Source organism: Rhodobacter sp. (genome assembly GCA_020637515.1).
Classification (GTDB): Bacteria; Pseudomonadota; Alphaproteobacteria; order Rhodobacterales; family Rhodobacteraceae; genus Pararhodobacter.
This window is the reverse complement of sequence record JACKKG010000001.1, coordinates 2,863,972-2,887,900: the sequence shown is the minus strand read 5'-3', so window position 1 is coordinate 2,887,900 and position 23,929 is coordinate 2,863,972. Positions and strand designations below refer to the sequence as shown.

Genomic DNA, 23,929 nt, shown 5'->3' with positions numbered 1-23,929 from the left:
CGGCACGCGCGCCCGGGCACAGCGCATTGCCAAGGTCCCGGCCCCTGTGGCAAGAGGGGCCGACAGACCCAGACGGAGCCATTCGATGCCCGATTTCGCCGCACGCCGGACGATGATGGTCGACAACCAGGTGCGCCCCTCGGACGTGACCAAGCTGCCGATCATCGAGGCCATGCTGACCATTCCCCGCGAGCGTTTCCTGCCCGGTTCACTGGCCGAGGTCGCCTATGTCGGCGAGAACGTCGCCCTGGGCGGCGGGCGCGTCCTGCTGGACCCGCGCACGCTGTCCAAGATGCTGGACGCGCTGGACATCAAGCCCAGCGAACTGGTGCTCGATGTGGCGTCGGCGACGGGCTATTCCAGCGCCGTGATCGCCCGCATGGCCGAGGCGGTGATCGCGCTCGAATCCGATTCGGCGCTTGCCGACGACGCCGAGGCGGCGCTCGAGGCGATCGGCGCCAGCAATGTCGTCGTCGAACGTGGCGTCTTGGCGGATGGCGCCCCGGCGCACGGCCCCTATGACGCGATCGTCGTCCAGGGCGGGATCGAGGTCTTCCCGCAACCGCTGGAAGCGCAGCTCAAGGAGGGCGGGCGCGTCGCCGCGCTGTTCCTCGACGGGGCGCTGGGCACCATGCGGCTGGGGGTCAAGCACGCCGGAACGATTCGCTGGCGGGACGTGTTCAACGCCGCAGCGCCGGTGCTGGACGGTTTCACCGCCGCGCGCGTCTTCGCGCTGTAACGCGGCGCGCCGCCCGCCTGGGCGGCACGCGGGGCCTGGCCCGGGGGGGCGAGTGCCGCAACTGGCAAGGAGGGCGCGATGGGCGTTCTGACACGAATTCGCGCGGCCGTCGTCGCGCTTGGCGTGGTTTCGGCCCTGGCCCTGCCGGCGGGCGCGCATACGCTGGCCGACGCGCTGGCCTCGGCCTATCGCAATTCGAACCTGCTGGATCAGAACCGCGCCTTGCTGCGCGCCGCCGACGAAGACGTGCAACAGTCGATCGCCGCGCTTTATCCGGTGGTGAACTTTGCCGCGACGGCCCTGTCCAGCACCACCGGGTCGCCCGATTACCAGCTCAGCCTGGGTTTGCAGGCGACGATTCCGCTGCTGGATTTCGGTCGCGGGCGGCTGGCCGTGGACGCCACGCACGAGACCGTTCTGGCCACCCGCGCGGCGTTGTCGGCGATCGAACAGAACGTGCTGATGGGGGCGGTGCAATCCTATCTGGGGCTCTACAGCAAGCTTCAGGCCTTGCAGCTTCAGCAAAACAACGTCTCGCTCATCAGCGAGCAGTTGCGCGCCGCGCGCGAGCGGTTCGAACTGGGCGATTCGACGCGCACCGATGTCGCCCAGGCCGAGGCCCGGCTGGCGGCCGCGCGGTCGAGCCTGGCCACGGCGCAGGGCGACGTGGCGATCGCGCGCGAGCAGTATCGCCTGACCATCGGCGCCTACCCCGAGAACATCTCGCCGCCGCCGCGCCTGCCGCGCCTGCCCGCCTCGCTCGAGGCCGCGCAAGAGACCGCGCGCCGCAATCACCCGTCGATTACCCAGGCCCAGCACCTGGTCGCGGTGGCCGACCTGACCTCGCAGATCGTGCAGACGCAGCGGCTGGGAACGCTGACCGGTTCGATCCAGGCGCAGACCGGCTTTGGCCGCTATTCCGGCACACCGGAACGCGGTGCCACCAGTTTCTCGGGGTCGCTGAACTATCAGGTGAACCTGTTCGACGCCGGGCGGCTCGATTCCTCCGAGCGGCAGGCGGTCGCCCGGGCCGAGGCGCAGCGCGCGGCGTTGAACCAGACGGTCGCGACCGTGCAGCAACTCGTTGCCGCGAACTGGGCGCAGGTGCAGATCGCGCGCGCCACGATTCTGGCCAGCGATCAGCAGATCCGCGCGACGCAATCGGCCTATGACGCCGTGCGCGCCGAGGCCGAGCTGGGCTCGCGCACCACGCTCGATGTGCTGAACGCCGAGCAGGAATTGCTGAATGCGCGCAGTGCCCGCATCTATGCCGCCGCCGGCCTGCAAACGGCCGCCTACGCACTGCTGCAATCGACCGGGCAACTGACGGTGCAGTCGCTGGGGCTGGGCATCCCGACCTATGATGTCGAGGCCTATTCCGCGACCCTGCGCCGCGAACCCCCGCGCGAGACGCCGTCCGAGCAGGGCCGCCGCCTGGACCGCATCATGGGCCGTTTCGGCCCGCAGGTGGATCGCTGAGATCCGCCCAACGGCCGTTGACGGATCGTTCATCCTGATCGGATGTTGTTTCGACGCCCGAGCGGCGCTATCCTGTGCGCCAAAACGAGCAGGGGTAACGGAATGTCGGACGCCATGACGAACCGCGAGATCGAGGATGTCCTGACCTCGATCCGGCGCCTGGTGGCGCAGGAAGGCACGCGCGGGGCCGAGGCCGGGCGGCTGATCCTGACTGAGGCGCAGCGCGTCGCGACCGATAGCGCCGCCCCGGAATCAGAGATCCCCGCCGCCACGGCCGCGCCGGCGGACAGCCCGAACGGTGCGCCGAGGAGCGACGCGCGGCGCCTCCGGGCCGAGGGGGACCTGACCCTGCCCGAACCCGATTTCGGCAAGCTCGAGGCCACGATCGCCGAACTCGAGGCCGCGGTTTCCGCCAGCGGCGAGGCCTGGGAGGGCGAGGCCGTCGAGGAGGCGCCGCGCGTCTCGAATGTGACGGAATTGTATGGGCGGCTCAACTTCAACCATCGCAGCCGCAAGGCCCAGCCCGGGGCACCGGCCACCGGCGCCATGGCGCCGGAGACCGACGCGGCCAGGGACCGGGGCGAGGGGCCGCAGGACGCGACACCCGATGACGCTGCCGAGGGACCCTCGCCGGTCGCCGCCACCGAGGTGGGCCTGTCCCTGGCGGACACGGGCAACGCCGAGTCGGGTGGCGATGTGACCCCCGACGGGACCCCCGATGACGTGACCCCCGACGTGGTCCCTGTCGTCGCCTCGGTCGCACCGTCCGAGGGCGAAGCGGAGCGGGCCGACGAGGCCGTCGCGCCGGACGAGGGTGGCGAGGCCGACGCGGTCCTGGAGACGGTGATCGACGAGGCGGCGCTGCGCGCGCTGGTCGCGCAGATCGTGCGCGAGGAACTGCACGGACAACTGGGTGAGCGCATCACCTTGCAGGTGCGCAAGCTGGTGCGCGCCGAGATCGCCAAGGCGCTGGACGAGCGCGCGCTGCTGTAGTCGTGGGGGCGGCGCTCGGCCCCGTCGAGGGGCCTCGCGCCGCGCGCGCAGTCGCGCGGTGTCCCGCCCGGAACGCGACCGGGACCCATGCGTTAAGACCCGGTCTGTCCGATCCCCGTTCCCCCGCAATCCCAGCACCCCGAAACGACAGACGCCGCCCCTGAGGGCGGCGTTTCTCATGCCGGTGCCACCGGGTGTCCGAGGCTCAGAGCAGGGCCTTTGCCTTCGTCGCGGCGACCTCGGCGGTGATGCCGAATTCCTGATACAGGCGTTCGTAGGGGGCCGAGGCGCCGAAGCCGGTCATGCCGACGAAATCGGCCTTGCGTCCGCGTTCGCCCAGCAGCCAGCGGTCCCAGCCGCCGGCGCGCACGCCCGCCTCGATGCCGATCCGCACCGGGCCCGCCGGCAGCACGCGGCGGCGATAGGCCTCGGGCTGGGCGGCGAAAAGCTCCATGCAGGGCATGGACACCACGCGCGTGCCGATCCCCTCGGCTTGCAACAGATCGCGAGCCTTGAGCGCGATCTCGACCTCGGAGCCGGTGGCGATCAGGATCACCTGGCGCTTGCCCTCGGCCTCGGCCAGGACATAGGCGCCCTGGGCGGTCAGGTTGCGCGGCACATGGGTGTCGCGCACCGGCGCCAGGTTCTGGCGGCTCAGCGACAGGACCGAGGGGGTCTCGACCTGATAGAGGGCGCATTCCCAGGCCTCGGCGGTTTCCACCAGATCGGCGGGGCGGAACACCAGCGTGTTGGGGGTGGCGCGCGAGATGGCCAGATGCTCGACCGGCTGGTGCGTGGGGCCGTCTTCGCCCAGGCCGATCGAATCGTGGGTCATCACATAGACCACCGGCAGGCCCATCAGAGCGCTCAGGCGCATCGAGGGGCGGGCGTAGTCGGTAAAGGCCATGAAGGTGCCGGAATAGGGGCGCACGCCGCCGTGCAGCACCATGCCGTTCATCGCCGCCGCCATGCCGTGTTCCCGGATGCCCCAATACATGTAGCGGCCCTTGCGGTTGTCCACGTCGAACACGCCCAGATCCTCGGTCCGGGTGTTGTTCGAGCCGGTCAGGTCGGCCGAGCCGCCGAATGTGTCGGTGACGATCGGGTTGACCGCCTTGAGCACGATTTCCGAGGCCGCGCGCGAGGCCATCGCCTTGGGGGACTCGATCGCGGCCTTCTTGACGGCGCGGATCGCGGCGGGCAGGCGCTTGGGAATCTCGCGGGTGAAGATGCGCACGAATTCCGCCTGGCGCCCGGCAGGCAGGGCGGCAAAGCGCGCTTCCCAGGCCTCGCGATCGGCCGTGTTGCGGGTGCCGATGGCCTCCCATTCGGCTTTGATGTCGGCCGGGATCTCGAACGGGCCATGCTCCCAGCCATAGACGGCGCGGGTGTCGGCGATCAGCTTGGCGTCGGTCAGCGCGCCGTGGCCTTTTGACGTGTCCTGCGCTGACGAGCCCAGCGCGATATGCGTCTTGCAGGCGATCAGCACGGGGCGGGCCGAGGTCTTGGCGGCCGTGATGGCGCGGTCGATGTCCTCGGGGTCGTGACCGTCGCATTCCAGCACGCGCCAGCCCGCGGCGCGGAACCGCGCACGCTGGTCGGTGCTGTCGCTGAGCGCGACCGCGCCGTCGATGGTGATGCCGTTGTCATCCCACAGCACGATCAACCTGGACAGCTTGTGACGGCCGGCGATGCCGATCGCCTCCTGGCTGACGCCCTCCATCAGGCAGCCGTCGCCGGCCATGACATAGGTGTGGTGGTTCTGGATCTTGGCGCCCCAGCGGGCGCGCAGGTGGGCCTCGGCCATGGCAAAGCCGACCGCGTTGGCGATCCCCTGGCCCAGCGGCCCGGTGGTGGTCTCGACGCCCGAGACATGGCCGTATTCCGGGTGCCCGGCGGTGATCGCGCCCCATTGGCGGAAGTTGCGGATCTGATCGAGCGTCACGTCCTCGTAGCCGGTCAGATGCAGCAGCGCATAGATCAGCATCGAGCCGTGCCCCGCCGACAGGATGAACCGGTCGCGGTCTGCCCAATGGGGGGCCTTGGCATCGAATTTCAGGTGGTTGCGGAACAGCACGGTGGCCACGTCGGCCATGCCCATCGGCATCCCCGAGTGTCCGGATTTCGCCGCGGCGACGGCATCCATGGCCAGCACACGGATGGCGGTGGCAAGACGCCAGTGATCGGGGTGCTGGGCGCGAAGCGAAGCGATTTCCAAGGCAGCATTCCTTCGAAAGAGGGCGATTGCGGGCGTCTTATCAGGCTGGGGTGCGAGTTCAAGCACACAGGCGGCCCGGTCGTCGCTGATTGGTTGGAAACCCCGATGTTTCGCCCTATTCTGCCTGAAAAACGACCCGCGCGGCACGAGCTTGTGATTCGCGAGGCTGTGCGGGCATAGTTGTGGAGAGATGGATGAGCGATCTGGCCCCGGTGGAAAAACGGCTCTCGGATGCGCTGGAGCGGATCGCCCGGCAGGTCGAGAAGGGTGCCGCGGCGGCCAGACCAGCCAAGTCCGGCGTGTTCGGACTGGGCGCGCGCCCCGAGTCCGCGCCCGATCCCGAACAACTGGCGGTGGTGTCCAGCCTGCGCGAGGCGCTGGAAAAGGAACGTGCCGCGAATGCGCAACTGAATGAGCGGGTGCAGCAGGTCAAGCAGCGCCAGGAGACGACGATCGCCCAACTGGAACGCCGCCTCGCGCGGCTGACCGAACAGCTCGATCTGCAAAGCCTCGAGATGTTGCGCCTGAAAAAGGCCAATGCCAAGCTGATCGAGGCCAACGCCGGGTTGCGCGACGCGCAGGTCGAATCCTTCCCCGATACGACGCTCATCAACAAGTCGATCTCGGCCGAGCTGGAGGCCCTTCAGGCCGAGCGCCGCGCCGAAATGGCCGAGATGGAAGAGATCCTGGCCGAACTGAAGCCGCTGCTCGCGGCCGAGACGCGCTGAGAGAGGACCAGCCATGCCCGAGGAAACCATCACCATCGGCGGCAAGAGTTTCGAGGTCGCCTGCCAACCCGGCGAGGAAGACTTCCTGCGCGCCGCCGCCGCCATGCTCGACGCCGAGGCCACCGCGCTGATCGGTCAGATTGGCCGCTTGCCGGAATCGCGGATGCTGCTCATGGCGGGGCTCATGCTGGCCGACAAGACCGCCGGCGCCGAGGACCGCGCCCGCGCCGCCGAGGATCAGCTCGCCGCCGCCCAGACCGAGATCGCCCGCCTGCGGTCCGCACCGCGCGAACGGATCGAGGTTCCCGCCATCCCGGCCTCGGCCGTGGAATCGCTGTCCGAGCTCGCCGCCCGGGCGGAATCCCTGGCCGATCAGTTGGAATCGCGCTGACGTCATTGCGCCCTGTGGCCGTGCCCGTCAAAGCAGGCATGAACAAAGGGCCGGCGCGCGACGCACCGGCCCGTGTCCCCTCGCGGTTGGCGGCGGCCTGTCAGGCGTTGGCTTCGCGGATCTTGTCGGCGGCGTCCTTGTCGTAGGCCACGCCCTTGGCGTCGAACAGCGCGTCCAGCTCGCCCGAAAGGGTCATCTCGGTCACAATGTCGCAGCCGCCGACGAATTCGCCCTTCACATAGAGCTGCGGGATCGTCGGCCATTCCGAAAAATCCTTGATGCCCTGGCGGATCTCGGGATCGGCCAGCACGTTCACATCGGCGTACTCGACGCCCATGAAGTTCAGCACCCCGGCCACGCGGCTGGAAAAGCCGCATTGCGGCATGGTCTTGGTGCCCTTCATGAACAGCACGACGTCATTGCCGTCGACCGTCTGGCGGATCGTGTCCTTGGCGCTCATGGTTCGTCCTTTCGCAGGCGCGGCCAGCGCCGCGCAATAGGGGATAGGGATCAGATAGGCCGGCAGCGGCCGCGGAACAGGGGTCAGTCCGGGGCTTTGGTCGTCAGAGCCAGCGCGTGCAATTCGCCATGCGCGCCGTCCATCTTGCCCTTGAGGGCGGCATACACCTCGCGCTGCTGCTGCACGCGGTTCTTGCCCTTGAAGCTGGGGTCGATCACTTCCGCCGCGTAGTGGTTCCCATCGCCCGCAAGGTCGGTGATGGTGATCGTCGCTGCGGGAAAGGATTCGCGCAGCAGGGTTTCGATTTCGGTTGCCGACATGGCCATGCGCGGGGTCTCCCTTGGTCTGAGGACAGATGTAAAACCCGCAACGGCAGGGTGCAAGGGGCGCTAGCCCGCACCCGGTCCCGGGACATGGTCCTTGAGCGCCCGCAGAAAGCCTGCCAGGCGACGGCGCGCGGCCGCCAGGTCGAAATCCGCCAGCCCGGCCTGCGTCCAGTCCGCGGGCGGGTGAAACAGCGCGACCAGCGCCCGGCGTTCGGCGACCAGCCCGGGCGGCAGGACCAGGGCCCCGGCGGCCTCCAGAAGCTCCAGCGCATCGTGAATGCCGCGCAAGCGCGCAAAGGCCTCGGCCAGGGGCGCGCGCAGGCCCGGATCGCGCCGCCAGTCCGCGCCGGGGAAAACCTCGGTCATCACCCGCTGCCCGGCGCCCCTGCAGTCGTAAATCGCGCAGCCCCGATAGCCTGCCCCCGTCAGGTGGTGGTGAATCGTGCAGCCGAATCCGCCGTCAAGATGCGGGCAGGGATGCAAAGCCGGCTTGTCTCGCGCAAAGGCCTCGCCTGCGTCAAAGGGCAGCGCCATGCAGCACAACGCGGCGCAGGCGGAACAATCGGCGCGAAGGGCGGGCAGGGGGCGCATTCCCCGCTTTTGCCGCCATAGGGGCCCCGGGGGCAAGCCCGGCCCGCTTCTTTGTGCCCCAAATATCCTGCGGGGGTGAATTCGCGCAGCGAAGAGGGGGCGCAAAGCCCCCTGCGCGCGGCGCGTCAGCGCCGCGCCCGGTCGCCCGAGGGCTGCGGCCTGGAAGGCTGCCGGCCGAGGGCGAAACCCCCGCCCGTCCCCCGCGCGCCCTCACGCCGCGCCCGGTCTCGTCGCGCCCGATCGCACAGCGTCAGAAATCGGCGTGGCGCATCACATGGCGCGCGTGCCCCACGATCAGCGGATCGGGCTTGCCCACCACCTCGGGGTCCTTGCCGGGATAGTCCAGCGTGGACAGGAAATGCTTCATCGCGTTCAGCCGCGCGCGCTTCTTGTCCTTCGACTTGATGATGGTCCAGGGCGCGTCGGCCGTGTCGGTGTAAAAGAACATCGCTTCCTTCGCGGCGGTGTATTCGTCCCACAGATCCAGGCTGGCCTTGTCGATCGGCGACAGTTTCCAGCGTTTCAGCGGGTCGGTCTCGCGTTCCGCGAAGCGGCGGCGCTGTTCGTCCGGTGTGACCGAGAACCAGAACTTGTAAAGTCGGATCCCCGAACGCACCAGCATCCGCTCGAACTCGGGCGCCTGGCGCATGAATTCCAGGTATTCCTCGGGCGTGCAGAAACCCATCACCCGTTCGACCCCGGCGCGGTTGTACCAACTGCGGTCATAGAACACCATTTCCCCCGCGGTCGGCAGATGCTCGATATAGCGTTGGAAATACCATTGGCCGCGCTCGCTCTCGGTCGGCTTGTTCAGCGCGACGACGCGCGCGAAGCGCGGGTTCAGGTGTTCGGTGAAGCGTTTGATCGTGCCGCCCTTGCCGGCCGCGTCGCGCCCTTCGAACAGCATGACAAACTTCTGGCCGGTGTCCTGCGCCCAGATCTGGACCTTCAGCAACTCGGCCTGCAAGCGCGCCTTCTCGGCCTCGTAGGGCTTGCGCGCCATCTTGTGCGGATAGGGGTAATGCGCGCTTTCGAACGCGGTTTTCAGCACCTCGGGGCTGATCGGCCCGCCCTTTTCGGCGGCCAGGCGCACGGCGTCGCGCGGCGAGGCCGCACCGCTTGGCGCGGTCTGGCGCTGAAGCGCGTCCCCGTCGGCCCCCGACGCAACGTCAGTCGCAACCGGCTGCGATCCGGTTTCGACCGGTTCGGGCGTGGCAGATTCGGTCGGGCTGGCGGCGGCGGTGTCGGTCATGCCGGAACTCCTTTGGAAAACACGAGGTTGTCCTACACCAATTGCGCGAGGACGACCTTGATCTGCCTCAATCCGGCGCGCGGATGCGACAATTGCGTGACCTTTCGTCTCAGGACCATTGCGCTCACCACCTTGTGAAATAATCTTGCGCGGGGTATGCACCTGCGGCACGAAACTATCGGGCGGCGCCTCGCCCGGCCCTTGAAACGGAGGACCAACGTGAAGATCGGGGCACCGAAAGAGATATTCCCGGGCGAGAACCGGGTCGCGATGACGCCGGATTCGGCGCTTCAATTGCAGAAACTGGGTCACGCCTGCATCGTGGAAAGCGGTGCCGGTGCGGCGTCGGGTTTCGAGGATTCGGCCTATGTCGCCGCCGGGGTCGAGATCGCGCCCGACGCGGCCGCGCTTTTCGACGCGGCCGATGTGGTGGTCAAGGTCCGCGAACCCGAACGCGCCGAGATCGCGCGCCTGCGCCAGGGCCAGACGCTGATTTCCTTCTTTTGGCCCGCCCAGAACGCGGAAATGCTGGAATTGGCCAAGGAGCGCGGCGCGACCGTCGTCGCCATGGACATGGTGCCGCGCATCTCGCGCGCTCAAAAGATGGACGCGCTCAGCTCGATGGCGAACATCGCCGGCTACCGCGCGGTGATCGAGGCCGGCAACAATTTCGGCCGCTTCTTCACCGGGCAGGTGACGGCGGCGGGCAAGGTTCCGCCCGCCAGGGTGCTGGTCGTCGGCGCCGGTGTGGCCGGGCTTGCCGCGATCGGCACATCGACCTCGCTGGGTGCGATCACGCTGGCGTTCGACGTGCGCCCCGAGGTCGCCGAGCAGATCGAATCGATGGGCGCCGAGTTCGTCTATCTCGATTTCGAGGGCGCGCAGCAGGACGGCGCCGCCACCGGCGGTTATGCCGCCCCCTCGAGCCCCGAGTTCCGCGAAGCGCAGCTCAAGAAGTTCCGCGAACTCGCGCCCGACGTGGACATCGTCATCACCACCGCCCTGATCCCCGGCCGCCCCGCGCCCAAGCTGTGGACCGAGGACATGGTGCGCCTGATGAAGCGCGGCTCGGTCGTGGTGGACCTTGCGGCCGAACGCGGCGGCAACTGCGACCTGACCGTCAAGGACGAGAAGATCGTCACCGACAACGGCGTGACGATCGTCGGCTACACCGACTTCCCCAGCCGCATGGGCACGCAGGCCTCGACGCTTTATTCCAACAACATCCGGCACATGCTGTCGGACCTGACGCCCGGCAAGGATGGTGTCATCGTCCACAACATGGAGGATGACGTGATCCGCGGGGCGACGGTGACGCACGACGGTGCCATCACCTTCCCGCCGCCGCCGCCCAAGGTGCAGGCGATCGCGGTCCAGAAAAAGGAAAAGCCCAAGGAACTGACGCCCGAGGAGAAGCGCGCGCAGGAAGTCGCCGCCTTCAAGGCGCAGACCCGCAACCAGGTCACCCTGCTGGCCGTCGGCGGCGCGGCGCTGCTTCTGGCCGGGGCCTTTGCGCCAGCCAGCTTCATGGCGCATTTCATCGTTTTCGTGCTGGCCTGCTATGTCGGTTTCCAGGTCATCTGGAACGTGTCGCATTCGCTGCACACGCCGCTGATGGCGGTCACCAACGCGATCTCGTCGATCATCATCCTCGGCGCGCTGATGCAGATCGGGTCGGGCAGCTGGCTGGTCGTGATCCTCGCCGCGCTGTCGGTCTTCATGGCCGGTATCAACATCTTCGGTGGCTTCATGGTGACGCGGCGGATGCTCGCCATGTTCCAGAAGTCGTAAGGAGCGCGCCTCAATGGAATACGGGTTCACAACGGCCGCTTACGTCGTCGCGGCGGTCCTTTTCATCCAGTCGCTGGGCGGGCTTTCGGGCCAGGAAAGCGCGAAACGCGCGGTCTGGTATGGCATCGTCGGCATGGCTCTGGCCGTGGTCGCCACGCTGGCCGGCCCAGGCGCGGGCAACTGGGGCGTCTCGCTGGCGATGATCGCCGCCGGCGGCGCCATCGGCTGGTTCGTCGCGCAGCGCGTGCAGATGACCGAGATGCCGCAACTGGTGGCGGCGATGCACTCGCTGGTCGGTCTGGCGGCGGTGTTCATCGGCTACAACGCCCATATCGAGATGGTGCGCGTCGCCGCGCTGATGGCCGATGCGCCGACCACGCTCAGCGCGACCGGCATGGCCGCCTGGCTGAACGAGCAGGGCCTGGGCGGATTCGCCCTGAAGATCGCGCACAAGACCGCAGCCGAACTGGCGGTGCTGAAGATCGAGGTCTTCCTGGGCGTCTTCATCGGCGCCGTCACCTTCACCGGGTCGGTCATCGCCTATGGCAAGCTGGCGGGCAAGGTCGATGGCAAGGCCCGCAAACTGCCCGGCGGCCACATGCTGAACGCGGGCGCGGCGCTGATCTCGGCGATCCTGCTGGTGCTCTATTTCCAGGGCGCGGGCAGCTGGACGCTGATCCTGATGACGCTGATGGCCTTCTTCATCGGCTATCACCTGATCATGGGCATCGGTGGCGCCGACATGCCGGTGGTGGTGTCGATGCTGAACAGCTATTCGGGCTGGGCGGCGGCGGCGATCGGCTTCTCGCTGTCGAACGACCTGTTGATCGTCGTCGGCGCGCTGGTCGGCTCGTCGGGCGCGATCCTCAGCTACATCATGTGCAAGGCGATGAACCGCAGCTTCATCTCGGTGATCCTGGGTGGCTTTGGCGGCACCACGGGCCCGGCGATGGAAATCTCGGGCGAACAGATCGCCATCGACGCCGACGGTGTCGCGGCGGCCTTGAACGACGCCGACAGCGTCATCATCATCCCGGGCTACGGTATGGCGGTGGCGCAGGCGCAGCAATCGGTCAGCGAACTGACCCGCAAGCTGCGCGCCAAGGGCAAGACCGTGCGCTTCGCCATCCATCCTGTGGCGGGCCGCCTGCCGGGGCACATGAACGTGCTGCTGGCCGAAGCCAAGGTTCCCTACGACATCGTCCTGGAAATGGACGAGATCAACGAGGACTTCCCCGACACCGATGTCGCCATCGTCATCGGCTCGAACGACATCGTCAACCCGGCCGCGCAGGAAGACCCCAACAGCCCCATCGCCGGCATGCCGGTGCTGGAATGCTGGAAGGCCAAGCAGGTCTTCGTGTCCAAACGTGGCCAGGGCACGGGCTATTCGGGCATCGAGAACCCGCTGTTCTTCAAGGAAAACACGCGCATGTTCTACGGTGACGCAAAAAAGTCGATCGATGCACTGCTGCCCATGATCGAGTGATCGGGCGCGAAACGATCCATCGAACCGGGGGGCCAGTGGCCCCCCGGTTTCGTTTTCGGACCAGGAAATACCGTGCCCCGGGGGCATCGCAGGCGCCTTCTTTGTGCCGGAAATATCCTCGGGGGTATCCAAAGGGGGTGGAAAACCCCCTTTGGGCGGGGGTGCGGGGGCGGCAGCCCCCGCTGCCTGCTCACCCCAGGGCGGCTTCGAATGCCCCGCGATAAAGCGCCGACAGATCGCGCAGCGGCGCCGTGGACCCGCCCAGGCTGACCGTCTCGCCGCCAAAGCGGCCCACGGTCTGCACCGGCACGCCCGCCGACGCCGCCGCGACCATCAGCGCCTCGGCCTGGTCAAAGCCGCAGGCGAGCAGATAGCGCGCCTGGTCCTCGCCAAAGAGGAACCCGGTCTCGCCCTCGTCCAGCGTCAGCCCCAGGCCCGCGGCCTCGGCCATCTCGAAGGCCGCCAGCGCCAGCCCGCCGTCCGAAAGGTCCGTCGCGGCCTTGACCAGCGCCCGGTTCGCGCGCAGGAATTCGCCGTTTCGGCGCTCGGCGTCCAGGTCCACGGCGGGCGCGTCGCCGTCCTCGCGGTGGAACACCTCGGCCAGCAGCGCGGACTGGCCCAGGTGGCCCGTCGTCGCGCCGATCAGGATCGCGAAATCGCCGGACTCGGGCCGGCCTGCGATCAGCTCGTCCAGCGAAGCCAGAAGCCCCACCGCGCCGATGGTCGGGGTCGGCAGGATGCCCTTGCCGTCGGTCTCGTTGTAAAGCGACACGTTGCCCGACACGATCGGCATGTCCAGCGCCGCGCAGGCCGCGCCGATTCCCTGGATCGCACCGACGAACTGGCCCATGATCTCGGGCTTTTCGGGATTGCCGAAGTTCAGGTTGTCGGTCGTCGCCAGCGGTCGCGCGCCCACGGCGGTCAGGTTGCGATAGGCCTCGGCCACCGCTTGCTTGCCGCCTTCGACCGGGTTCGCCCGCACATAGCGCGGCGTCACGTCGCTGGTGAAGGCGATGGCCTTGTCCGTGCCGTGCACCCGCACCACGCCCGCGCCCAGTCCTGGCGCGCGCACGGTGTCGGCCATGACCATGTGGTCATATTGCTCCCAGACCCAGCCCTTGTGGGCATAGTTCGGGCTGGCAATGAGCGCGCGCAGCGCGTCCACGGGGTCGATCTGCGGCACCGGGTCCATCGGCGCGGCGGCCGGGGTCGGCACCCAGGGGCGGTCGTATTCGGGCGCTTCCGAGCTGAGCTTGGACAGCGGCAGATCGGCCTTGATCGCATTGCCGTGCAGGATCAGGAAGCGGTCCTCGGGGATGGTTTCGCCGACGATGGCGAAATCGAGGTCCCATTTTTCAAAGACGGCGCGGGCCTCGGCCTCTTTCTCGGGGTGCAGGACCATCAGCATGCGCTCTTGCGATTCCGACAGCATCATCTCGTAGGCCGTCATCGCGGCCTCGCGCTGGGGCACGTCGTCGAGTTGCAGCTTGATGCCCAGCCCGCCCTTGTCGCCCATCTCGACCGCCGAGCAGGTCAGGCCAGCCGCGCCCATGTCCTGGATCGAGATGACCGCGCCGGTCTGCATCAGCTCCAGGCAGGCCTCGAGCAGGCGCTTTTCGGTGAACGGGTCGCCGACCTGCACGGTGGGGCGCTTTTCCTCGATCGTGTCGTCGAATTCCGCCGACGCCATGGTCGCCCCGCCGACACCGTCGCGGCCGGTCTTGGCGCCCAGGTAGACCACCGGCATCCCCACGCCCGAGGCGGCCGAGTAGAAGATCCGGTCGGTCTCTGCGAGCCCCGCCGCAAAGGCGTTGACCAGGCAGTTGCCGTTGTAGCTGGCATGGAAGCGCACCTCGCCGCCCACGTTGGGCACGCCGAAGCAGTTGCCGTAGCTGCCGATCCCCTCGACCACGCCCTTGACGATATGCGCGGTCTTGGGGTGCGAGGGCAGGCCGAAACTCAGCGCGTTCATCGCCGCGATGGGCCGCGCGCCCATGGTGAACACGTCGCGCAGAATGCCGCCCACGCCGGTCGCCGCGCCTTGGTGCGGCTCGATATAGGACGGGTGGTTGTGGCTCTCCATCTTGAAGATCAGCGCCTGACCATCGCCGATATCGACCACGCCGGCGTTCTCGCCCGGTCCGCAGATCACCTGGGGGCCCTTGGTCGGCAGGGTGCGCAGCCATTTCTTCGACGATTTGTAGGAGCAATGCTCGTTCCACATGGCGCTGAAGATGCCCAGTTCGGTGAACGTGGGCTCGCGGCCGATGATGTCGAGGATGCGCTGGTATTCGTCGGGCTTCAGACCGTGTGCGGCGATCAGGTCGTCGGTGATGGCGGGCTCTTGCATGGGCGCGCGTCCTCTGGCTGGGTGCTGCGCGCTTCTTAGGCCATGCCGGGGCCGGGGAAAAGGCCTCAGGGGCGCGCGGCGTCGCGCTCTTCGCGGGTCAGGACGCGCGGCGCGACGCAGGGCGCGCCGTCGGCGGTAAACAGGGGGGATCCGGTCCGCCCCGTCAGCCGCGCCTTCAGCGCCCGGCCCAGCAGGGCGGCGCCGGTGGCGGCAAACCCGTGCTGCGCGACCGGGTGGCGCGCGGCGGCGGTATTGACCCGGGCGGTGACGGCGCCAAAGCCCGGCTGCCCCGGGGGCAGGATCATGCCGATGAAGGGCAAGGTGCGCGGGTTGGCGAGGGTGTTGGCGATGGGCGTGTTGCAGCAGCCCGCATACCAGCGCATCAACCCCTTGGGCCCCAGCCGCAGCAACGCCAGCGAGTCGGCGCCCCGCGTGATGCGAACGGCGTCCGGCAGGGTCTGGAAGATTTCGGTCCCGCCATCCGCGTCCAGCGCGGTTTCGGACTGGCCCAAATGGCGGGCGAAGGTCTGGCAATCCGCACAATAGCAGATCACATGCGTGCCGCCCGCGCCGGTTTCGACGCTCCAGCCCATATGCCCGCAGCGGCAGGACAAGTCTTGAGCCATGGTGAGATCATCCCCTGGTCAGGGTCGCTGAGGACCGGTCTTTTCTGGCTACAAAGTCCCCGGGCGCGCGTAAAGGACAAAAAAAAAATAGGCCGAGCGAGTGCTCGGCCCAAGTCCAACAGGGAGGTAAAGATACAGGCCAAAGCCATGTATCTCGCCTATAGAGATAGTCGAATCACTACATGCGTTCAACAATTTCTTTGCTGCGCCTGCATCATAGCCGCGATGCGTTGCATGCATGTCTCACGCCCGGGGTCAGGCGGACCCGCGCCAGCGGCGTCATTCGTCGCTCATGGCCGAGCGTTGGCGGCGATAGGCGATGACGCCGTCCAGCACGAAATCGCGAAACGCGGACACCCGCTTGGAATGGCGCAGTTCCTCGGGATAGGCCAGGAACACCGGCACTTCGGCGCTTTCCACATGGGGCAAGACCCGCACCAGCTGGGGGAAATCCTCGGTCAGGTAGTCGGGCAGCACGCCGACGCCCAGATTGTTGACCACCGCCTGCAACACGCCGAAATAATTGTTCACGGTAAAGGTCGATCGCACCGCATAGGTCATGAGTTCGCGCACCAGCGCCGCGCCGGCGGCGACCTGGTGGGCGGCGGCGTGCTGGCAGACCAGGCGGTGATCGCTCATGTCGGGCAGGGCGGTCGGGGTGCCGTTCTGGCGCAGGTATTCGGGGCTGGCATACAGCCGCATCCGCACCCCCATCAGGCGCTTGCGGATCAGGTCGGCCTGGCTGGGCTCCTTCATGCGGATCGCCACGTCGGCCTCGCGCATCGGCAGGTCGAGGACTCGCTCCTCGAGCATCAGGTCGATGCGCAATTCGGGATACTTGGCGTAAAGCATCGGCAGGCGCGGCGCCAGCCAGAGCGTGCCAAAGGCGGTCGTCGTGGTGACGCGCAATTCGCCGTAGACCTCGTCCTCGCTGTCGCGGATGCGCGCGGCGGCGGTTTCCAACCGCTTGGTCATCGACCGCGTGGCGTCGAACAGCAATTCCCCCTGCTCGGTGAGAATCAGTCCCCGTGCGTGGCGGTGGAACAGGGTGGTTCCCAGCGACTCTTCCAGCCCGCGAATCTGCCGGCTGACCGCAGACTGGCTCAGCCCCAGGGCGTCGCCGGCATGGGTCAGGCTGCCCGCATCGGCGACCGCGTGAAAGATTCTGAGCTTGTCCCAGTCCATCGGGGACCCATCTGACAACTGAAGGGGATTAGGGGTTCGCGGATATTTCTAGGGCAGATGCGCAACCGGGGAAAGACAAGAAATGTCGCAACGGGCTTTGAAGGTCAGCATTTTTGACCTATACTCGGTCCCATCCCAACAGATCGGCAAGCACAGGGGAGAGTGCCCGATGAACAAGCAAGTTGTGAGTCTCGACGACAAGTTCGATCTTGAGAAATCGCCGATCCTGTTGAATGGCACCCAGGCGCTGGTTCGGCTGATGCTGCAACAACGCGCCCGCGACGCGGCGGCGGGGCTGAACACGGCCGGCTATGTGACCGGCTATCGCGGTTCGCCGCTGGGCGCGGTCGATTTGCAGATGGCGCGGGCCGAACCCTTTCTGAGGGCCGCACAGGTCACCTTTCAACCCGGCATGAACGAAGATCTGGCCGCCACCGCGATCTGGGGCAGCCAGCAGGCCGAGTTGCGCGGCGAGGGGCGCTACGACGGGGTCTTTGCGCTGTGGTATGGCAAGGGGCCCGGCATCGACCGCTCGGGCGACGTGATGAAGCACGCCAACATGGCCGGCACCAGCCCCAAGGGCGGCGTCATCATGGCCATGGGCGACGATCACACGGGCGAAAGCTCGACCGTGCTGCATCAGTCGGACTGGGCGATGATCGACGCCTACATGCCCATCGTCTCGCCGGCCGGCGTGCAGGAGATCCTGGATTACGGCCATTATGCCTATGAACTCAGCCGGTTTTCCGGGCTTTGGGTCGGGCTGAAGACGATGAAGGACACGATCGAGGCGACGGCCGTCGTCGATGGCAATCCGCATCGGATGGCCCTGGTGCGGCCTGATTTCACCATGCCGCCCGGCGGGTTGAACATCCGGCTTCAGGACACGCCGGTGGCGCAGGAAGCGCGCATGATCGACTACAAGCGGTTCGCGGCCGAGGCCTTCTCGCGCGTGAACCGGATGGACCGGCGTGTCTGGGGCCAGCCCGGGGCAAAGATCGGCCTGGTCGCGGCGGGGAAGAACTGGCTCGATCTGGTGCACGCACTGGGGCTTCTGGGTATCGACGCGGCCGAGGCCGGGCGGCTGGGCATCACCACCTACAAGGTCGGCCAGCCCTGGCCCCTGGACATGCAGGGCTTCCACGAATGGGCCGAAGGGCTGTCGCTGATCGTCGTCGTCGAGGAAAAGCGCAAGCTGATCGAGGTGCAGGTCAAGGAGGCGATCTTTGACGACCGCCGGGGCCGGCGGGTCTATGGCTGGCACAAGGGCGACAGTTGGGAACACGGCCGGCAGGTCGAATTGTTCCCGACGCGCTATGCGCTCGATCCGGTGATGATCGCCGAGAAGCTGGGCGAGATCCTGATCGAGGAAGGGCGCGAGACCGACCGGATCCGCGCCGGGCTCGATCGTCTGGCCGAGGCACGGCGCGCCGACAACGCGCAGGACCTGGCGCAGCGCACGCCCTGGTTCTGTTCGGGCTGCCCGCACAATTCCTCGACCAAGGTGCCCGAGGGCAGCCGGGCCTACGCCGGGATCGGCTGTCACTACATGGTGCAATGGATGGACCGCGCGACCCAGGGCTTCACCCATATGGGTGGCGAGGGGGCGAACTGGATCGGCGAAAGCCGGTTCTCGACACGCAAGCATGTGTTCCAGAACCTCGGGGACGGAACTTTCAACCACTCGGGCCTGCTGGCGATCCGCGCCGCGTTGGCCGCGGGAACGACGATCACCTACAAGATCCTGTTCAACGACGCCGTCGCCATGACCGGCGGTCAGCGGAACGAGGGGGGGCTGACCGCCGACCAGATCGCGCGCGAACTGGTGGCGATGGGGGTGAACCCCGTGGTGCTGGTCTACGACGCCAAGGAAGACGTCGATTTCAGCAAGTTCCCGCCCGGGATCGAGCGTCACGAACGCGCCGAGCTGATGCCCGTGCAAGAGCGCCTGGCGCAGACCGAAGGGGTCTCGGCGCTGCTCTATGTGCAGACCTGTGCCGCCGAAAAGCGCCGTCGCCGCAAGCGGGGCCAGTTCCCCGATCCCGACAAGCGCGTGTTCATCAACCCCGAGGTCTGCGAGGGATGCGGTGATTGCGGCGTGCAATCCAACTGCGTGTCGATCGTGCCCGTTGACACCGAACTGGGGCGCAAGCGCGCGATCGACCAGTCCTCGTGCAACAAGGATTTCAGCTGTCTCAACGGGTTCTGCCCCTCGTTCGTCACCTTGACCGGGGCGCGGGTGCGCAAGGGCGCGACCCGCGCGCTGGAATTGCCTGACCTTCAAATGCCAGACCTTCCCGTCATCGAAGGCACCCACAACGTCGTCATCACCGGTGTCGGAGGCACCGGGGTGGTGACGGTGGGCGCGGTCCTGGCGCAGGCGGCGCAGATCGCCGGGCTGGGCGCGGGCATGATGGAGATGGCGGGCCTGGCGCAAAAAGGGGGCGCGGTGCATATCCATCTGCGTCTCGCCAACCGGCCCGAAGACATCAGCGCGGTGCGCGTCGCGGTCGGCGAGGCGGACGCGGTGATCGGTGGCGACCTGGTCGTCACGGCGGGCGCCAGGACGGTCGGCCTGATGACCACGGGGCGCACCGGCGCGGTGGTCAACAGCCACGAAATCATCACCGGCGACTTTACCAGGAACACGGAATTCCGGTTGCCTATCAATAATCTGGAGGTCGCTCTTCAAGCGCGTCTCAGGGATCGGTTGGCGCTGTTCGATGCGTCGGAACTGGCGCGCGTGACGCTGGGCGATTCGATCTATTCCAACATGATGGTGCTGGGCGGCGCCTGGCAGCAGGGGCTGATCCCGATCCCGCTGGACGCCATCCGCGAGGCCATCCGCCTGAACCGGGCCGCGGTTGACGGCAATTTGCGGGCGTTTGACATCGGCCGCTGGGCGGTTGCCCGTCCGCAAGACGCGGCCGCGCTTTTGCACCCCGAGGCCCCCGCCCGGGGCCCCGATCCCGTCGCGCACCGCGCCGCGCGGCTGACCGCCTATCAGAACAAACGTCTGACAAAACGGTTCCTCGCGCTGGTCGATACGGTGCAGGACCCGGCGCTGCGCGACGCCGTGGCGCAGGGCTATTACAAGCTTCTGGCCTACAAGGACGAATACGAGGTCGCCCGGCTTCATTTGCAGACCGCCGAGATGGCGCGCGAAACATTCGAGGGCGATTTTTCCATGACCTTTCATCTGGCACCGCCGATTCTGGGTGGCACGGGGCCGGACGGACGGCCGCGCAAGCGTGCCTTTGGGCCCTGGATGCTGACCGGGTTCAAGCTGCTGGCTGTGCTGAAACCGCTGCGCGGCACGCCGTTCGATCCGTTCGGCTATAGCGCCGAGCGGCGTGAGGAGCGCGCGCTGATCCGCCAGTTCGAGGGCGACATGCGCGCGCATCTGCCAACCCTCGGGCCGGCGACCCGCGATCTGCTGATGGAACTGGCGCTGCTGCCGCTGTCGATCCGGGGCTATGGTCCGGTCAAGACCGCGAATGCGGCGCGGGCGGCCGAACGGCGTGCGGCGATCCTCGATGCGTTGGCGAAAGGCGGCGCGCCGCAACGGATGGCGGCCGAATGATCGCCGTCGTGTGAGTGTCATGCAAGGTTGCTAGGGCAGGGGCAATCCAACCGAGGTTGCCCCATGACCTTTGCGCTGCACGACACCCCGCCCCGCACCCTGTCCCGCAAGCCGCCCGCCGTGCGCCCCACGCGGGACGTCACGCGCGACTTCACCTATGCCCATTCCACCGGGTCCGTGCCCGCGCGCCTGGTGATCCGCGCGCTGGAGAACGCCACCGGGCGGCTGGCCCTGATGCGCCGCGCCGCCGGGTATCAGGGCGATGTGGCGCAGGGGCGCGATGTCTGGCGGGTGATGATGGAGCGCTTCGGCCTCAGGCTGGATGTGATCCGGGGCTCGCTGGGCGCGATTCCCGCAGACGGGCCGCTGGTGCTGGTCGCGAACCACCCGTTCGGCATTCTGGACGGTCTGGTCCTGGGGCACATCCTGTCGGCGGTGCGCCAGGGCGAATTCCGGATCATGGCGCATCAGGTCTTTCAGCGCGCCGAGGACCTGCGCCGCGTGATCCTGCCGATCGACTTTGCGGGAACCCGCGCGGCGCAGGCGGCCAATCTGGAAACCCGGGCCGCTGCGATCCGCTACCTGCGCCAGGGGGGTGCGATCGGCATTTTTCCGGGCGGCACCGTGGCGACGGGCGCGCGCCCCTTTGCGGAGGCGATGGATCCGGTCTGGCGCGGCTTTACCGCGCGGATGATCGCGAAATCCGGCGCCACCGTGGTGCCGATCTGCTTCGAGGGGCAGAATTCGCGGCTGTTCCAGGTTGCCAGCCATCTCAGCACGACCCTGCGCATGGGCCTTTTGGTGCGGGAATTCGCGGCCAGGACGGACAGCACGGTGCGCCTGTCGGTGGGCGAACCGATCCCCGCCGAGGCGCTGCGCACATCGGTGTCAGATGCGAAACAGGTCATGGATTTTCTGCGTCGCAGGACGTATGACTTGTCGCCGACGGTCTCGGACCCGGCCCGCCTGGGCCACGAATTCGAGGCGCATTACCGGCAATAGAGGCAGCAGATGGCAGTAGGCGTATTCGATTCCGGGCTCGGTGGGCTCACGGTTCTGGATGCGCTGGTCAAGCGTTTGCCAGACGTGCCCTTCGTCTATTTCGGTGACAACGCGAACACGCCCTATGGCACGCGCGACGCAGACGACATCTATCGCCTGACCACCGCCGGCGTGCAGCGCCTGTTCGACGAAGGGTGCGATCTGGTGATCCTGGCCTGCAACACGGCCTCGGCCGCGGCGCTGCGGCGGATGCAGGAACATTGGATCCCGCAGGGCAAGCGCGTGCTGGGCGTTTTCGTGCCCCTGATCGAGGCCCTGACCGAACGGCAATGGGGCGACAATTCCCCGCCGCGCGAGGTGGCGGTCAAGCATGTCGCGCTGTTCGCCACCCCGGCGACCGTCGCCAGCCGCGCCTTTCAGCGCGAACTGGCCTTTCGCGCGATCGGTGTCGATGTCGAGGCCCAGCCTTGCGGCGGCGTGGTCGATGCGATCGAACAGGGCGACATGATCCTGGCCGAGGCATTGGTGCATTCCCATGTCGAGGCCCTGCATCGCCGGATGCCCCGCCCCGAGGCCGCCGTCCTGGGCTGCACCCATTACCCGCTGATGGAGGACGCCTTTCGCGCCGCCCTCGGCCCCGATGTGCAGGTCTATTCCCAGCCCGATCTGGTGGCGGCCAGTCTCGACGACTATCTCAAGCGCCACCCCGAGATGATCGGCCCCGGCACCGAGAGCGCCTTTCTGACCACCGGCGATCCTGTCGCGGTCGGCCACAAGGCGACGCAATTCCTGCGCCGCCGGATTCCCTTCCGCGCCGCATGATGCGGCATTTGGGCCCGTTGCCCCGGGGCGGCGGCATGCCTATCTCCCCCTCGCAAGCAGGAGGACACCGATGGCCGGATTGAAGAACCTGAAGAAACGGCGCCGCGTGCAGATCATTCTCATCGCCGCGGTGGCGCTGGTTCTCAGCACCTCGCTGATCATCTACGCCTTTCAGGACGGGATCAATTTCTTCCGTTCGCCCAGCCAGGTGCAGGCCGATCCACCCACCCCGAACGAGGTGTTCCGCCTGGGCGGCATGGTCGAGGTGGGCTCTCTGGTGCGCGGCCAGGGCGAGGAAATCTCGTTTCGGGTGACGGATTTCTGCTCGACCGTGGATGTGCGCTACACCGGCATCCTGCCCGACCTGTTCGGCGAGAACGAGGGCACCGTGGCCACCGGGCGGCTGGTGGGCGGCGTCTTTCAGGCGACCGAGATCCTGGCCAAGCACGACGAGACCTACATGCCCCGCGAAGTCGCGGATTCGCTGGCGACCAACGGGCAGAGCACGGCCGCCGCGGGGCACCCCGAATGCGAATATCACGGCAATTACGGCGCCACGGGTGCCGCCGCGCCGGCCTCGGGCACCTGACGCAACGCACGCAGCCCTCAGCCCCCCTTAGCCCTGCGCGCGCATCCTCGCCTCCGTTTCCCTGGAAATGGAGGGTGCCATGCGCACACCGCGCGACCTGGCCGAAGAGATCGTCGCCCGCGAGGGCGGCTATGTGAACGACCCCAACGACCCGGGCGGTGCCACGAATTTCGGCGTGACCATCCACACCATGCGGCGCCTTGGGCTGGATCTGACCCGCGACGGGCAGGTGACCGAGGCCGACGTGCGCGCCTTGACGCGTGCGCAGGCGATCGAGATATTCCTCGACCATTACTATCGCCGCCCCGGCGTCGCCGCGCTGCCCGAGGGTCTGCAACCCTCGGTTTTCGACATGTATGTGAATGCCGGCGGCAACGCGGTGCGGGTGCTGCAACGGCTGCTGATCGCGATGGGCTATGACCTCGATGTGGACGGGGTCATCGGGCCACAGACGATCCGCGCCGCGCAGGCGGCCGCGCGCGCCGCCCCCGACCATATCGCCGATGCCTATGGCATCGCGCGGCGCGACTATTACTACAGCCTCGCCGATCACCGCCCGGCCTCGAGACGCTACGCGCGCCGCCGCGACGGCGGCAAGGGCGGCTGGATCCTGCGCGCCGAGGAATTCATTGCCCCCCGGTATCACCTCACCGAGGCCGAGCATCGCCAGAGGACCGCGTCATGGGCCTGATCCGCACGCTGCTGCGCGGGCTCTTCCGCCCCGGTTCGCTGGTCGAGGCCGGCCAGGCCGTGACCCAGGTCGCCGATGCCTTTCGTCCCAACGCCACACGGCAGATGGAACTGGGCCATGACGCCTTTGCCGCGACCCAGGCCGCCTATGCGGCCGAATTCCAGCACGGGCGCGGCGGGCGGTTCGACGCCTTCGTGAACGGGCTGAACCGCTTGCCGCGCCCGGCGCTGGCGCTGGGCACGCTGGGGCTGTTCGTCTATGCGATGGCCGATCCCGCGGGCTTCACGCTGCGCATGAGCGGCCTTGCGACAGTGCCCGAACCGCTGTGGTGGCTTCTGGGCGCGGTCGTCGCCTTCTACTTCGGTGCGCGCGAAACCCATTACCGCCGCGAGGCCGGCAGCCCGCCGCCGCCGCCCGCCCTTTCGGCGAACGCGCAACCCGCGCTTTCGGATGCCGCCGCCCGGGCCAACCCGGCCCTGGCCGACTGGATGGCCCAGGCCAACGAAAACCGGGGCCTCGACTGAGACCCCGGTCCGTTTCTTTGTGCCGGAAATATCCTCCCGGGGATTCCCAAGGGGGTGGAAAACCCCCTTGGGGCGGGGGGTCCGGGGGGCGGCAGCCCCC

The 23,929-nt window shown here is 67.7% G+C and carries 21 protein-coding genes; 13 read left to right on the top strand and 8 right to left on the bottom strand.

The genetic code is table 11. The features are described from left to right. Positions 1-85: 85 nt before the first annotated feature. The 3 genes from H6900_14100 to H6900_14090 all read left to right on the top strand — a co-directional run bounded on the left by H6900_14100 (position 86) and on the right by H6900_14090 (position 3,211). Positions 86-739, top strand: coding sequence for a protein-L-isoaspartate O-methyltransferase (locus H6900_14100; protein MCC0074413.1), 654 nt, complete (start codon positions 86-88; stop codon positions 737-739). Positions 740-835: 96 nt separating this feature from the next. Beyond that, a complete protein-coding gene (locus H6900_14095; protein MCC0074412.1) occupies positions 836-2,218 on the top strand; it encodes a TolC family outer membrane protein in 1,383 nt (460 codons plus the stop codon). 102 nt (positions 2,219-2,320) lie between these two features. Then, on the top strand, positions 2,321-3,211 hold the full coding sequence (locus tag H6900_14090) for a hypothetical protein (GenBank protein MCC0074411.1): 891 nt from the start codon (positions 2,321-2,323) through the stop codon (positions 3,209-3,211). A gap of 205 nt (positions 3,212-3,416) precedes the next feature. On the opposite strand, the gene tkt is transcribed toward H6900_14090, so the two are convergent. After that, positions 3,417-5,429 (bottom strand): transketolase, encoded by a 2,013-nt coding sequence (gene tkt, locus H6900_14085; protein ID MCC0074410.1) that lies wholly within the window; start codon positions 5,427-5,429, stop codon positions 3,417-3,419. A gap of 194 nt (positions 5,430-5,623) precedes the next feature. Here tkt and H6900_14080 point away from each other — a divergent pair, with 194 nt between their 5' ends. Both H6900_14080 and H6900_14075 read left to right on the top strand, forming a co-directional pair. After that, positions 5,624-6,157 carry a hypothetical protein gene (locus tag H6900_14080; GenBank protein MCC0074409.1) on the top strand — a complete coding sequence of 178 codons (534 nt, stop codon included), beginning with the start codon at positions 5,624-5,626 and terminating at the stop codon, positions 6,155-6,157. 13 nt (positions 6,158-6,170) lie between these two features. Continuing rightward, the gene (locus H6900_14075; protein MCC0074408.1) at positions 6,171-6,548 is read left to right on the top strand and encodes a cell division protein ZapA; all 378 of its coding nucleotides are present in this window, start codon (positions 6,171-6,173) and stop codon (positions 6,546-6,548) included. A 100-nt stretch (positions 6,549-6,648) separates the two neighbouring features. Here the strand turns inward: H6900_14075 and grxD are convergent, their stop codons facing one another. The 4 genes from grxD to ppk2 all read right to left on the bottom strand — a co-directional run bounded on the left by grxD (position 6,649) and on the right by ppk2 (position 9,018). Continuing rightward, positions 6,649-7,008, bottom strand: coding sequence for a Grx4 family monothiol glutaredoxin (grxD, locus tag H6900_14070; protein ID MCC0074407.1), 360 nt, complete (start codon positions 7,006-7,008; stop codon positions 6,649-6,651). An 83-nt stretch (positions 7,009-7,091) separates the two neighbouring features. Beyond that, positions 7,092-7,334, bottom strand: a complete 243-nt coding sequence (locus H6900_14065) for a BolA family transcriptional regulator (protein MCC0074406.1) — start codon at positions 7,332-7,334, stop codon at positions 7,092-7,094. Positions 7,335-7,397: 63 nt separating this feature from the next. Then, the gene (locus H6900_14060) at positions 7,398-7,925 is read right to left on the bottom strand and encodes a hypothetical protein (protein ID MCC0074405.1); all 528 of its coding nucleotides are present in this window, start codon (positions 7,923-7,925) and stop codon (positions 7,398-7,400) included. A gap of 250 nt (positions 7,926-8,175) precedes the next feature. Further along, positions 8,176-9,018, bottom strand: coding sequence for a polyphosphate kinase 2 (gene ppk2, locus H6900_14055; protein MCC0074404.1), 843 nt, complete (start codon positions 9,016-9,018; stop codon positions 8,176-8,178). A gap of 378 nt (positions 9,019-9,396) precedes the next feature. Between ppk2 and H6900_14050 the strand changes: the two genes are divergently transcribed. Beyond that, positions 9,397-10,968, top strand: a complete 1,572-nt coding sequence (locus H6900_14050; GenBank protein MCC0074403.1) for a Re/Si-specific NAD(P)(+) transhydrogenase subunit alpha — start codon at positions 9,397-9,399, stop codon at positions 10,966-10,968. Positions 10,969-10,981: 13 nt separating this feature from the next. After that, entirely contained in the window at positions 10,982-12,457 is a 1,476-nt protein-coding gene (locus H6900_14045) for an NAD(P)(+) transhydrogenase (Re/Si-specific) subunit beta (protein ID MCC0074402.1), read from the top strand. A 190-nt stretch (positions 12,458-12,647) separates the two neighbouring features. Here H6900_14045 and purL read toward each other — a convergent pair whose 3' ends face one another. From purL to H6900_14030, 3 genes are all read right to left on the bottom strand, one after another. Then, entirely contained in the window at positions 12,648-14,807 is a 2,160-nt protein-coding gene (gene purL, locus H6900_14040) for a phosphoribosylformylglycinamidine synthase subunit PurL (protein MCC0074401.1), read from the bottom strand. 65 nt (positions 14,808-14,872) lie between these two features. After that, on the bottom strand, positions 14,873-15,433 hold the full coding sequence (locus H6900_14035) for a hypothetical protein (protein MCC0074400.1): 561 nt from the start codon (positions 15,431-15,433) through the stop codon (positions 14,873-14,875). Positions 15,434-15,712: 279 nt separating this feature from the next. Further along, complete coding sequence (locus H6900_14030; GenBank protein ID MCC0074399.1) at positions 15,713-16,618, bottom strand: LysR family transcriptional regulator; 906 nt, start codon at positions 16,616-16,618, stop codon at positions 15,713-15,715. A 169-nt stretch (positions 16,619-16,787) separates the two neighbouring features. On the opposite strand from H6900_14030, the gene H6900_14025 reads away from it, so the two are divergent. The 6 genes from H6900_14025 to H6900_14000 all read left to right on the top strand — a co-directional run bounded on the left by H6900_14025 (position 16,788) and on the right by H6900_14000 (position 23,829). Beyond that, a complete protein-coding gene (locus H6900_14025; GenBank protein ID MCC0074398.1) occupies positions 16,788-20,201 on the top strand; it encodes an indolepyruvate ferredoxin oxidoreductase family protein in 3,414 nt (1,137 codons plus the stop codon). A 63-nt stretch (positions 20,202-20,264) separates the two neighbouring features. Beyond that, positions 20,265-21,203 carry a lysophospholipid acyltransferase family protein gene (locus H6900_14020; GenBank protein ID MCC0074397.1) on the top strand — a complete coding sequence of 313 codons (939 nt, stop codon included), beginning with the start codon at positions 20,265-20,267 and terminating at the stop codon, positions 21,201-21,203. Positions 21,204-21,212: 9 nt separating this feature from the next. Beyond that, positions 21,213-22,025 carry an aspartate/glutamate racemase family protein gene (locus tag H6900_14015; GenBank protein ID MCC0074396.1) on the top strand — a complete coding sequence of 271 codons (813 nt, stop codon included), beginning with the start codon at positions 21,213-21,215 and terminating at the stop codon, positions 22,023-22,025. A 79-nt stretch (positions 22,026-22,104) separates the two neighbouring features. Beyond that, positions 22,105-22,614: a cytochrome c maturation protein CcmE gene (gene ccmE / locus H6900_14010; GenBank protein ID MCC0074395.1), complete on the top strand. Its 510-nt coding sequence runs from the start codon at positions 22,105-22,107 to the stop codon at positions 22,612-22,614. Between the two features lie 79 nt (positions 22,615-22,693). Then, positions 22,694-23,305, top strand: coding sequence for a peptidoglycan-binding protein (locus H6900_14005; GenBank protein ID MCC0074394.1), 612 nt, complete (start codon positions 22,694-22,696; stop codon positions 23,303-23,305). Continuing rightward, the gene (locus H6900_14000) at positions 23,296-23,829 is read left to right on the top strand and encodes a holin family protein (GenBank protein MCC0074393.1); all 534 of its coding nucleotides are present in this window, start codon (positions 23,296-23,298) and stop codon (positions 23,827-23,829) included. The genes H6900_14005 and H6900_14000 overlap by 10 nt, the downstream gene beginning before the upstream one ends. The last annotated feature ends 100 nt before the right edge of the window (positions 23,830-23,929 follow it).

What these genes read in the sequence shown, in the direction of transcription:
- H6900_14100 (MCC0074413.1), top strand. Translation starts at nt 86, where the DNA reads ATGCCCGATTTCGCCGCACGCCGGACGATGATGGTCGACAACCAGGTG.
- H6900_14090 (MCC0074411.1), top strand. Translation starts at nt 2,321, where the DNA reads ATGTCGGACGCCATGACGAACCGCGAGATCGAGGATGTCCTGACCTCG.
- H6900_14080 (MCC0074409.1), top strand. Translation starts at nt 5,624, where the DNA reads ATGAGCGATCTGGCCCCGGTGGAAAAACGGCTCTCGGATGCGCTGGAG.
- H6900_14075 (MCC0074408.1), top strand. Translation starts at nt 6,171, where the DNA reads ATGCCCGAGGAAACCATCACCATCGGCGGCAAGAGTTTCGAGGTCGCC.
- grxD (MCC0074407.1), bottom strand. Translation starts at nt 7,008, where the DNA reads ATGAGCGCCAAGGACACGATCCGCCAGACGGTCGACGGCAATGACGTC.
- H6900_14065 (MCC0074406.1), bottom strand. Translation starts at nt 7,334, where the DNA reads ATGGCCATGTCGGCAACCGAAATCGAAACCCTGCTGCGCGAATCCTTT.
- H6900_14060 (MCC0074405.1), bottom strand. Translation starts at nt 7,925, where the DNA reads ATGCGCCCCCTGCCCGCCCTTCGCGCCGATTGTTCCGCCTGCGCCGCG.
- H6900_14045 (MCC0074402.1), top strand. Translation starts at nt 10,982, where the DNA reads ATGGAATACGGGTTCACAACGGCCGCTTACGTCGTCGCGGCGGTCCTT.
- purL (MCC0074401.1), bottom strand. Translation starts at nt 14,807, where the DNA reads ATGCAAGAGCCCGCCATCACCGACGACCTGATCGCCGCACACGGTCTG.
- H6900_14035 (MCC0074400.1), bottom strand. Translation starts at nt 15,433, where the DNA reads ATGGCTCAAGACTTGTCCTGCCGCTGCGGGCATATGGGCTGGAGCGTC.
- H6900_14030 (MCC0074399.1), bottom strand. Translation starts at nt 16,618, where the DNA reads ATGGACTGGGACAAGCTCAGAATCTTTCACGCGGTCGCCGATGCGGGC.
- H6900_14025 (MCC0074398.1), top strand. Translation starts at nt 16,788, where the DNA reads ATGAACAAGCAAGTTGTGAGTCTCGACGACAAGTTCGATCTTGAGAAA.
- H6900_14020 (MCC0074397.1), top strand. Translation starts at nt 20,265, where the DNA reads ATGACCTTTGCGCTGCACGACACCCCGCCCCGCACCCTGTCCCGCAAG.
- H6900_14015 (MCC0074396.1), top strand. Translation starts at nt 21,213, where the DNA reads ATGGCAGTAGGCGTATTCGATTCCGGGCTCGGTGGGCTCACGGTTCTG.
- H6900_14005 (MCC0074394.1), top strand. Translation starts at nt 22,694, where the DNA reads ATGCGCACACCGCGCGACCTGGCCGAAGAGATCGTCGCCCGCGAGGGC.
- H6900_14000 (MCC0074393.1), top strand. Translation starts at nt 23,296, where the DNA reads ATGGGCCTGATCCGCACGCTGCTGCGCGGGCTCTTCCGCCCCGGTTCG.